We start from the raw sequence: 10,075 nt of genomic DNA, 5'->3' as shown, positions 1-10,075 counted from the left end.
CGACGCACGATCGGACGGCAATTTTCGTCACGACAAGGCGCGCTGAAGACGAGTTCGTCCCGCGACAGGCACGCATTGATGTGAAACACGAATCTCGCCTGTGCACGCGATGAGAAGCGCCGCAGAAAAATTGACCACCGAATCAACGATGGCATCCTCGATGCGATCTCGCTTCGCTTGTGGTGGCTCTGAAGCGATCTTTCCGTCAGACTGTCCTTGTTGGCGACCACGCTCCGAGCGGAGCGCGCCGAAGTGACGAGTGCCGTATGACGCCTCCACGCGATAGAGCATGGCGTCGCCGTCCGTGGGCGGTGATGATGACAGCATGCGTCCTCGCGATCGGCGCGTGCAGCGGACGCGCCGAAGCGGATGGATGCAATTTCGAGATTCAGGGTGAGGGTCGCGTCGCCGCCATCGTCGATGCGCGCAGCCTGCGGCTGGACGACGGCCGTGAGGTCAAGCTCGCCGGTATCGAGGTGGCCGACAAGGCGAAGACCATCGCTGCACTGACGGCGCTGCTGGTCGGCCGCGAGGTGACGTTGCGCGGACAGGATGACACGCCGGACCGCTATGGCCGGCAGCCGGCCTACGCATTCCTCGAAGGCAGTGAGAAGCCCGTGCAAAGCGAGCTGCTGCGCCAGGGCCTCGCTGTGGCGTCATCCGAGGTCGCCGACAAGGACTGTGCTGCGGCGCTGATGGCGGCCGAGGCCGAGGCAAGGGCCGCCCGATCGGGAACCTGGGCCGAGGCCACCGTCATAAAAAACGCCGAAAGCTCCGCCGATATTTTGACCGGGATCGGGCGTTTTACAGTGGTCGAGGGCAGGGTTTTGTCCGTGCGTCAGGCGGGCGCGACGACTTACCTGAATTTCGGTCGAAACTGGACTCAGGACTTTGCCGCGACTATTTCAAGGCGCATAGTCCCTGCGTTCGAGGCGGCCGGGCTTGCGCCCAAGTCTCTGGAAAATCGTAAGATTCGTGTACGAGGCTGGGTGGAAGCACGACGTGGGCCGCGAATCGAACTGCTCCGGGTGGGGCAGCTTGAAGTGCTCGGCGGGAACTAGAGGCCCAAGGGACTCAAGAAACCCAGGGGCCCTGCTCCGGTCTTTTTACGGGACAATTTGTGAGTTTTTGACGTGATTGAGCGCGCAGGACGGCGTGAAGAGGGGACTGGCCGCCGCCTTTTGGCTGCGCCGGCGCTCGTCTGCGCCGCCCTGACGCTGTCGGCCTGCGGCAATGTCGGCCGGTTCGAGCAGGCCGCGCCCACGGCAGCGGCGGCGCCGGTAAAGCCGAACCGCGTGGTGCAGCAGACGCCCACGAGCGAACGCGAGCATGAGCGCATCCTGTCGTCCTATGGCGGCGCCTATGACGACCCGAAGCTCGAGGCCCTGATCAGCAAGACCGTCGAGCGGCTGGTCGCCGCCTCCGAACGGCCCGACCAGGCCTACAAGGTCACCATCCTCAATTCCGGCGCGGTCAACGCCTTCGCGCTGCCGACCGGCCAGCTCTATGTCACGCGCGGCCTGATTGCGCTCGCCAGCGACACCTCCGAGCTGTCCTCGGTGCTGAGCCACGAGATGGCGCATGTGCTGGCCAAGCACGCGGCGATGCGCGAGGACCAGGCCCGCCAGGCGGCGGTGGTGACGCGCGTCGTCACCGACATGAGCACCGATCCCGATCTCACCGCGCTGGCGCTCGCCAAGACCAAGCTGACGATGGCGAGCTTCTCGCGCCAGCAGGAATTCGAGGCCGACGGCATCGGCGTCGGGATCGCCGCCCGCGCGCATTTCGATCCCTACGGCGCGGCGCGCTTCCTGACCGCGATGGAGCGCAATGCTGCGCTCAAGATCGGCAAGACCGCGCTCGATCCGCGCGCGCAGGACTTCACCTCGTCGCATCCGGCAACGCCCGAGCGCATCAACAATGCGCAGACCACCGCACGGCAATACTCGTCGCCCGAGAGCAACGAGCGCGATCGCGAGACCTATCTCGCCGCGATCGACAACATCGTCTATGGCGAGGATCCCAGCGAAGGGTTCGTGCGCGGCCGCCGCTTCCTGCATCCCAAGCTCGGCTTCACCTTCACCGCGCCCGATAATTTCACGCTCGACAACACCGCGCAGGCGGTGATCGGCGTGCGCGAGGGCGGCAGCCAGGCGATGCGCTTCGACGTGGTGCGGGTGCCGGCCGAGCAGTCGCTCGGCGATTACCTGAATTCGGGCTGGATGGAAGGCGTCGAGAAGTCCTCGACCGAGGACCTCAACATCAACGGCTTTCCGGCGGCGTCGGCCACCGCGCATGGCGACCAGTGGCAGTTCAAGGTCTATGCGTTGCGCTTCGGCAGCGACGTCTACCGCTTCATCTTCGCCGCCAAGCAGAAGTCCACCGAGAGCGAGCGTAACGCGCGCGAGACCGTCAACTCGTTCCGCCGCCTGACGCTCGACGAGATCCAGGCCGCGCGCCCGCTGCGCATCAAGGTCATCAACGTGCAGCCCGGCGACACCGTGGAATCGCTGTCGCACCGCATGTCCGGCGTCGACCACCCGTCCGAGCGCTTCCGCGTGCTCAACGGCCTCGACGCCCATGCCCAGGTGAAGCCGCGCGACCGCGTCAAGATCGTGGTGGATTGAGGTTGCGAGGTGTCGCGCTCGCGCCTCACTACCGCTGTCGTCCCGGCGAAGGCCGGGACCCATAACCACAGCTATCGATTGATTGAAAAAAGCTGGGGCCACAGCGCGCCCTAACAACGTATTCCGGTGGTTATGGGTCCCTGCTTCCGCAGGGACGACATGAGAGATAGCCCGCTACTTCGCCTTCTCCTTGAGGAAGGCAATGATGTCGGCGCGATCCTTCGGATCCTGAACCTCGTAGAACATCTTGGTGCCCGGAACCATCGTGTCCGGACCGGTGAGCCATTTGTCGAGATTCTCCTCGGTCCACACGATCTTCGAGTTCTTCAGCGCCGGCGAGTAGTCGTAGCCTGCGACGGAGCCGGCTAGGCGGCCGACGACACCCTTGTGCATCGGGCCGACGTCGTTCTTGTCGATCGAGTGGCAATCGCCGCAGCCCTGGTACAGCGTGGCGCCGCGCGCCGCATCTCCCGCGGCACGGGCGCTGTTCAGGGCGAGCAGAATCGCGATGGCCGCCATCGCGGCAATTCTGGCTTGCCGCGGCGCCAGCACGCCTGCGATCGAACGAATGGTCATTCCCGGGGCTCTCCTGTTTGCCACCACAACAGGAGCAGCCATGCTGCCATTCTATTCCCTAAAATGTCGCGCGCTCGCGCCGCCGACGACTGACGAAGATTTTTGAGCCAACCGGGAATTTCCCCGCGCGCCGCCGATCTCTATCGAAAGCTGCCACCTCCGCAGCGGCGCCGGGCTATTGGAGCATCCCCAGTGTTTCAGAATCGGTTCGGCGCCGTCGCTCGACTTGCCGAACTCGGGTGCGTGCTTGCTGCGCTCACACTCGCAGCAGCCACCGCCGCGCGCGCGGACGGCTGTCCCAAGCCGAGCGACGAAATCGCGACCGACCGGCCCGACGTCACCAATTCGAGTATCGTCGTGCCGGTCGGGAGCTTGCAGAACGAGAACGGCATCAACCTGACCGGCCGCAGCAGTGGCCGCAGCATCGACGGCAGCAATAGCCGCTGGCGGCTCGGGATTGCGCCCTGCCTCGAAGTGCTGGTCGACCTGCCGAGCTATGTCGGCACCGTGAAATCGCCCGGCGCCTCGGGCTTTTCCGACGTCGCGCCGGGGATCAAATGGCAGATCAGTCCGCTGCCGGGGAAGCTCGACCTCTCGATCACGGCCGGCGTCGCGCTGCCGACGGGCGCTGCCGAGATCGCCGGGCGCGGCGCGCAGCCCTATCTCCAACTGCCATGGTCATGGGCGCTGCATGACGGCTGGGGCGTCAGCGGCATGTTCACGGAATTCTTCCGCCCTGCCGAGCTGACCGGCCGGCACATGTCGGAAGCGACCTTCGTGATCGAGAAGAAGCTGACCGAGCGGATCAGCGTGTTCACCGAATATGTCGGCGACTATCCCGACGGCACGCGGCCGACTCAGCTCATCAACTCCGGCGGCCTGTACCAGATCACGCCGACCCAGCAGGTCGACTTCCATGTCGCGTTCGGACTCAACCGCAACTCACCGAACTACATCGTCGGCCTGGGCTACTCGTTCCGCGTCGACGGATTGTTCCGCTAGCCCACCTCCCCTTGAAAAGGGGAGGTCGCTTTGCTCGCCAGAGCAAAGCGGGTGGGGATCTGCTCTCTCCGCTTGCAGCGGAGCCTGTGGCTGACCCCCATCCCAACCTTCCCCCTTTCAGGGGGAAGGAGAAGAGCTCAACCCTCGGCTTCGCGCAATCCGCTCAGCCACAGCGCCAGCAGCGTCCACACCGCGCCCGACAGCAGGTAGGCGCCGGCCGAGATCAGGCCGAAATGCGTCGCCAGCAGCAGCGCCGCGAGCGGCGCAAAGCCGGCGCCGAACAGCCAGGCGAGATCCGAGGTCAGTGCCGAGGCCGTGTAGCGATAGTTGCGCGCGAAGCTCGAGGCGATCGCGCCCGACGACTGACCGAACGACAGGCCGAGCAGCACGAAGCCGAGCACCATGTACACCGTTTCGCCGAACGCGCCGGCGTCGAGCAGCTGCGGCGCGAAGCCGCTGTAGACCGCGATCGCGACCGCCGAGCCCAAGAGCAGCGGCTTGCGCCCGACGCGGTCGGCGATCATGCCGGAGGCGATGATCGCGACGACGCCGACCATGGCGCCGATCATCTCGATGATCAGGAAGCGCACCGGGCTTTCCTTGGTGAACAGGAACACCCAGGACAGCGGAAACACCGTGACCATGTGGAACAGCGCAAAGCTCGCCAGCGGCGCGAAGGCGCCGAGCAGGATGTTGCGGCCCTCCTGCGCGATGGTCTCGCCGACCCGCGCCGGCTCCAGATCGCGGCTTTCGAACAGCTCGGAATATTCATCCGTCGCCACCATGCGCAGCCGCGCGAACAGCGCCACCACGTTGATGGCGAAGGCGACGAAGAACGGATAGCGCCAGCCCCAGTCGAAGAAATCATCCGCCGAGAGGTTGCCGGCGAAGAAGGCGAACAGCGCGCTCGCCACGATCAGCCCGAGCGGCGCGCCGAGCTGCGGCACCATCGCGTACCAGCCGCGGCGATGCGCCGGCGAATTCATCGCCAGCAGCGAGGCAAGGCCGTCCCAGGCGCCGCCCCAGGCGATGCCCTGCAGCACGCGCGCGGCGGCCAGCAGCCAGATCGCCGCGACGCCGATCGTGTCGTAGCCGGGCAGGAAGGCGAGCGCGACCGTGGCGGTGCCGAGCAGGAACAGCGCGATGACGAGCTTGGCGCCCTTGCCGTGGCGGCGGTCGACCGCCATGAAGATCACGGTGCCGAGTGGCCGCGCGGCGAAGGCCAGCGCGAAGATGCCGAACGAATAGAGCGTGCCGGTCAGTTCATTGACGAACGGAAACACCAGCTTCGGAAACACGATGACCGAGGCGATCGCATAGACGAAGAAATCGAAGAATTCCGACGTGCGTCCGATGATGACGCCGATGGCGATTTCGCCGGGTTTTGCCTGCCCGTGACCTGATGCGGTCGGGTTGCCGTGAGCCATTGCTGGGGCTTGTGCCATCGCCGGAGAACCGTCCTTTGGAGCACGATCAAACGGTTTTCCGAACAGACCGTGCTCAAACAAGAAGTGAGGCCACGGGCAGATTGCCACGCGGTCCACCTCACCTTCTGCCCCTCCATCCCGCAGTGCAACATTGGACAAATTGTCCAATGTGAACTTTGCTGCATCGCAGCTACCCCTTGGCGGAACTCATAAAATTCAAGTGGGGTGAGCCGTGCGCGCCTTGAAATTATTGGCCTTATTGCCGTTCGCGGCGCTCCTTGGCGGGTGCGATTTCGTCGTCCTAGCGCCTGCCGGCGACATCGCCGCCCAGCAGCGCGACCTCGTCGTCATCTCGACCGTCCTGATGCTCATCATCGTGCTTCCGGTGATGGCGCTGACCGTGTTCTTCGCCTGGCGCTACCGCCAGTCCAACGCTGCGGCCCCCTATGAGCCGGAGTGGGATCACTCCACCCAGCTCGAGCTCGTGATCTGGTCGGCGCCGCTGCTGATCATCATCTGCCTCGGCGCGCTGACCTGGATGGGCACCCATCTGCTCGATCCCTACCGCTCGCTCGGCCGCATCGCCGCCGACAAGCCGATCGAGAGCAAGGACGCCCCGCTCAATGTCGAGGTGGTCGCGCTCGACTGGAAGTGGCTGTTCATCTACCCGGACTACGGCGTCGCCGCCGTCAACGAGCTCGCAGCTCCGGTCGACCGCCCGATCCGCTTCCGCATCACGGCGTCCTCCGTGATGAACTCGTTCTATATCCCCGCGCTTGCCGGCCAGATCTACGCCATGCCCGGCATGGAGACCAAGCTGCACGCGGTCGCCAACAAGGAAGGCACCTATCGCGGCTTCTCCGCCAACTACAGCGGCGCCGGCTTCTCCGGCATGCACTTCGACTTCAAGAGCCTGTCTGGCGCCGATTTCGACAAGTGGATCGCCACTGCCAAGACCAGCGCCAATATGCTCGGCCGCACCGACTATCTGCAGCTTGAGCGTCCGAGCCAGAACGATCCGGTCCGGCTCTACCGCTCGGTCGACCGCGATCTCTACAAGGCGGTCCTCAACATGTGCGTCGAGCCCGGCAAGATGTGCATGAGCGAGATGATGGCGATCGACGCCAAGGGCGGCCTCGGCCGCGAAGGCTTCAACAACACGCTGCCGCTGACCTACGACAAATACGCCCGCCGCGGCGCGCCGCTCGGCTCCGAGCCGACCTTCGTCGCCGGCATCTGTTCGATGGACGAGATCAAGGACGCGCCGTCGCACGAGATCACCGCGCCGCTCGACCTGACGCCGCTGCGCGGCTTCGGGCTGAAGCGCCCGCCGTTCTCGCCCGCGCACCCCTCGTCGACATCCTTGCTGCTCGGTCAGCGTCCGAAATCAGAGTCCTGAGGAGGACCGCATGAATCCCGATCTCGTCAAGATGATCTTCGGTCGCCTCAATCTGGAGGCGCTGCCGATCCACGAGCCGATCCTGGTCGGCACCTTCGCGGTGGTGGCGACCGGCGGCCTCGCGCTGTTTGCGATCGTCACCTATTTCCGGCTCTGGACCTATCTGTGGCGCGAGTGGTTCACCACCGTGGACCACAAGCGCATCGGCATCATGTACATGATCCTCGGCATCGTGATGCTGCTGCGCGGCTTCGCGGACGCGTTGATGATGCGGCTGCAGCAGGCGATCGCCTTTGGCGGCTCCGACGGTTACCTCCCGGCCCATCACTACGACCAGATCTTCACCGCGCACGGCGTGATCATGATCTTCTTCGTGGCGATGCCGCTGGTCACCGGCCTGATGAACTATGTGGTGCCGCTGCAGATCGGTGCCCGCGACGTCTCCTTCCCGTTTCTGAACAATTTCAGCTTCTGGATGACGGTCGGCGGCGCCGTGCTGGTGATGATGTCGCTGTTCGTCGGCGAATTCGCCCGCACCGGCTGGCTCGCCTACCCGCCGCTGTCGAACATCGGCTACAGTCCCGACGTCGGCGTCGACTATTACATATGGGGACTACAGGTCGCCGGCGTCGGCACGACGCTATCGGGCATCAACCTGATCTGCACCATCGTCAAGCTGCGCGCGCCGGGCATGACGATGATGAAGATGCCGGTGTTCACCTGGACCTCGCTCTGCACCAACGTCCTGATCGTCGCCTCCTTCCCGGTACTGACGGCGGTGCTGGCGCTGCTGTCGCTCGACCGTTACGTCGGCACCAACTTCTTCACGAACGACTTCGGCGGCAACCCGATGATGTACGTGAACCTGATCTGGATCTGGGGCCACCCCGAGGTCTACATCCTGGTGTTGCCGGCGTTCGGCATCTTCTCCGAGGTGACCGCGACGTTCTCCGGCAAGCGGCTGTTCGGCTACACCTCGATGGTCTACGCCACGGTCGTCATCACCATCCTGTCCTACCTGGTCTGGCTGCACCACTTCTTCACGATGGGCTCCGGCGCCAGCGTGAACTCGTTCTTCGGCATCACCACCATGATCATCTCGATCCCGACGGGCGCGAAGATGTTCAACTGGCTGTTCACGATGTATCGCGGCCGCATCCGCTTCGAACTGCCGATGATGTGGACGGTGGCATTCATGCTGACCTTCGTGATCGGCGGCATGACCGGCGTGCTGCTGGCAGTGCCGCCGGCCGACTTCGTGCTGCATAACAGCCTGTTCCTGATCGCGCATTTCCACAACGTGATCATCGGCGGCGTGCTGTTCGGCCTGTTCGCCGGCATCAACTACTGGTTCCCGAAGGCGTTCGGCTTCAGGCTCGATCCGTTCTGGGGCAAGCTGTCGTTCTGGTTCTGGGTCTCGGGCTTCTACTTCGCCTTCATGCCGCTCTACGTGCTCGGCCTGATGGGCGTGACCCGAAGGCTCCGCGTGTTCGACGATCCCTCCCTGCAGATCTGGTTCATCATCGCGGGCTTCGGCGCGTTCCTGATCCTGCTCGGCATCGTCGCGATGCTGGTGCAGTTCGCGGTCAGCATTCTGCGCCGCGAGCAGCTGAAGGACACCACCGGCGATCCCTGGAACGCGCGGACGCTCGAATGGGCGACCTCGTCGCCGCCGCCGGACTACAACTTCGCCTTCACGCCCGTGGTCTACGACAACGATGCCTGGTGGGACATGAAGCGCCGCGGCTACAGGCGCCCGCTGACCGGCTTCAAGCCGATCCACATGCCGTCCAACACCGGCACCGGCATCATTCTCGCCGGCCTCGCGACGGTAATGGGGTTCGGCCTGATCTGGTACATCTGGTGGCTCGCCGCCGTCAGCTTCGTTGCGCTGCTCGCGGTCGCGATCGGCCACACCTTCAACTATCAGCGCGACTTCCACATCCAGGCGGATGAGGTGGTGCGGACTGAAGACGCGCGGACACGCGTGCTCGCCGCGGGAGCCCAGACATGAGCGTAGCAACAACCGTCTCCACCCAGGACTCCGAGCCGATCTTTCACGTTGTGGACGAGCACGATCATCCGGAAGGCGCCAGCACCATGCTGGGCTTCTGGATCTACCTGATGAGCGATTGCCTCATCTTCGCGATGCTGTTTGCGACCTATGGCGTGCTCGGCGGTAACTATGCCGCTGGCCCATCGCCGAAGGACCTGTTCGACCTCAAGCTGGTCGCGCTCAACACCACGATGCTGCTGCTCTCCTCGATCACCTATGGCTTCGCCATGCTGACGATGGAGAAATCGAGGATCGGCGCGACGCAAGCCTGGCTCGCCATCACCGGGCTGTTCGGCCTCGCCTTCCTCGGCATCGAGCTCACCGAGTTCGCGCATATGATCCACGAGGGCGCAACGCCCCAACGCAGCGCCTTCCTGTCGTCATTCTTCACCCTGGTCGGCACCCACGGCCTGCACGTCACCTTCGGCCTGGTCTGGCTGGTGACGCTGATGGTGCAGACCGCGCGCTTCGGCCTCACCGAAGCCAACCGGCGCCGGCTGATGTGCCTCTCGATGTTCTGGCACTTCCTCGACGTGGTCTGGATCGGCGTCTTCACCTTCGTCTATCTCCTGGGAATGCTGCGATGACAAAAGAAGCTCACGCCAAAGCTCATACGCTCGAAGCCAATGCCAGCCACGGACATGGCGATCACGGCGGCGCGGCTCACGGCTCGCTGCAGAGCTATCTGATCGGCTTCGGTCTCTCCGTCGTCCTCACCGCGGTGCCGTTCTGGCTGGTGATGACCGGCGCCATCGCCGACAAGCAGGTCACCGCGCTGATCGTGCTGGTGCTCGCCGCGGTGCAGATCGTCGTGCACATGGTGTACTTCCTGCACATGAACACGCGGTCCGAGAACGGCTGGACCATGATGGCGATGATCTTCACCGTGGTCATGGTGGTGATCGCGCTGACCGGCTCGCTGTGGGTCATGCATCATCTCAACATCAACATGATGCCGCTGCACGACATGAGCCAGATGCCGTGACGA

10 protein-coding genes are annotated in these 10,075 nt (G+C 64.4%); 7 read left to right on the top strand and 3 right to left on the bottom strand.

All coding sequences use genetic code 11. The features are described 5' to 3' along the window. Positions 1–27: 27 nt before the first annotated feature. The gene (locus ACVIHF_RS37260; RefSeq protein ID WP_253606125.1) at positions 28–327 is read right to left on the bottom strand and encodes a hypothetical protein; all 300 of its coding nucleotides are present in this window, start codon (positions 325–327) and stop codon (positions 28–30) included. On the opposite strand from ACVIHF_RS37260, the gene ACVIHF_RS37255 reads away from it, so the two are divergent. Together ACVIHF_RS37255 and ACVIHF_RS37250 are read left to right on the top strand one after the other, a co-directional pair. After that, complete coding sequence (locus tag ACVIHF_RS37255) at positions 315–1,061, top strand: thermonuclease family protein (protein ID WP_253606123.1); 747 nt, start codon at positions 315–317, stop codon at positions 1,059–1,061. The genes ACVIHF_RS37260 and ACVIHF_RS37255 overlap by 13 nt on opposite strands. Before the next feature lie 72 nt (positions 1,062–1,133). Next, positions 1,134–2,627 (top strand): M48 family metalloprotease, encoded by a 1,494-nt coding sequence (locus tag ACVIHF_RS37250; RefSeq protein ID WP_253606121.1) that lies wholly within the window; start codon positions 1,134–1,136, stop codon positions 2,625–2,627. Between the two features lie 174 nt (positions 2,628–2,801). On the opposite strand, the gene ACVIHF_RS37245 is transcribed toward ACVIHF_RS37250, so the two are convergent. Further along, on the bottom strand, positions 2,802–3,203 hold the full coding sequence (locus tag ACVIHF_RS37245) for a c-type cytochrome (RefSeq protein ID WP_253606119.1): 402 nt from the start codon (positions 3,201–3,203) through the stop codon (positions 2,802–2,804). A gap of 192 nt (positions 3,204–3,395) precedes the next feature. On the opposite strand from ACVIHF_RS37245, the gene ACVIHF_RS37240 reads away from it, so the two are divergent. After that, complete coding sequence (locus ACVIHF_RS37240) at positions 3,396–4,205, top strand: transporter (protein ID WP_253606117.1); 810 nt, start codon at positions 3,396–3,398, stop codon at positions 4,203–4,205. A gap of 137 nt (positions 4,206–4,342) precedes the next feature. On the opposite strand, the gene ACVIHF_RS37235 is transcribed toward ACVIHF_RS37240, so the two are convergent. Next, on the bottom strand, positions 4,343–5,632 hold the full coding sequence (locus tag ACVIHF_RS37235) for an MFS transporter (protein WP_456793458.1): 1,290 nt from the start codon (positions 5,630–5,632) through the stop codon (positions 4,343–4,345). A 232-nt stretch (positions 5,633–5,864) separates the two neighbouring features. Between ACVIHF_RS37235 and cyoA the strand changes: the two genes are divergently transcribed. From cyoA to cyoD, 4 genes are read left to right on the top strand one after another with little or no spacing between them, the layout of a single operon-like run. Beyond that, entirely contained in the window at positions 5,865–7,031 is a 1,167-nt protein-coding gene (gene cyoA, locus ACVIHF_RS37230; RefSeq protein ID WP_253606114.1) for a ubiquinol oxidase subunit II, read from the top strand. A gap of 10 nt (positions 7,032–7,041) precedes the next feature. Further along, on the top strand, positions 7,042–9,045 hold the full coding sequence (cyoB, locus tag ACVIHF_RS37225) for a cytochrome o ubiquinol oxidase subunit I (protein WP_253606112.1): 2,004 nt from the start codon (positions 7,042–7,044) through the stop codon (positions 9,043–9,045). Further along, complete coding sequence (gene cyoC / locus ACVIHF_RS37220) at positions 9,042–9,674, top strand: cytochrome o ubiquinol oxidase subunit III (RefSeq protein ID WP_225163208.1); 633 nt, start codon at positions 9,042–9,044, stop codon at positions 9,672–9,674. Before cyoB ends, cyoC begins: the two co-directional genes overlap by 4 nt. Then, complete coding sequence (gene cyoD / locus ACVIHF_RS37215; protein WP_456778035.1) at positions 9,671–10,072, top strand: cytochrome o ubiquinol oxidase subunit IV; 402 nt, start codon at positions 9,671–9,673, stop codon at positions 10,070–10,072. Before cyoC ends, cyoD begins: the two co-directional genes overlap by 4 nt. The last annotated feature ends 3 nt before the right edge of the window (positions 10,073–10,075 follow it).

The organism is Bradyrhizobium sp. USDA 4506 (genome assembly GCF_054058795.1).
The sequence above is the reverse complement of the archived record's forward strand: the minus strand, read 5'-3'. Positions and strand labels throughout refer to the sequence as shown.

Excerpts from the sequence above, each read along its gene's own strand:
- ACVIHF_RS37255 (WP_253606123.1), top strand. The coding sequence starts at position 315 with ATGATGACAGCATGCGTCCTCGCGATCGGCGCGTGCAGCGGACGCGCC.
- ACVIHF_RS37260 (WP_253606125.1), bottom strand. The coding sequence starts at position 327 with ATGCTGTCATCATCACCGCCCACGGACGGCGACGCCATGCTCTATCGC.
- ACVIHF_RS37245 (WP_253606119.1), bottom strand. The coding sequence starts at position 3,203 with ATGACCATTCGTTCGATCGCAGGCGTGCTGGCGCCGCGGCAAGCCAGA.
- ACVIHF_RS37235 (WP_456793458.1), bottom strand. The coding sequence starts at position 5,632 with ATGGCTCACGGCAACCCGACCGCATCAGGTCACGGGCAGGCAAAACCC.
- cyoB (WP_253606112.1), top strand. The coding sequence starts at position 7,042 with ATGAATCCCGATCTCGTCAAGATGATCTTCGGTCGCCTCAATCTGGAG.
- cyoC (WP_225163208.1), top strand. The coding sequence starts at position 9,042 with ATGAGCGTAGCAACAACCGTCTCCACCCAGGACTCCGAGCCGATCTTT.
- cyoD (WP_456778035.1), top strand. The coding sequence starts at position 9,671 with ATGACAAAAGAAGCTCACGCCAAAGCTCATACGCTCGAAGCCAATGCC.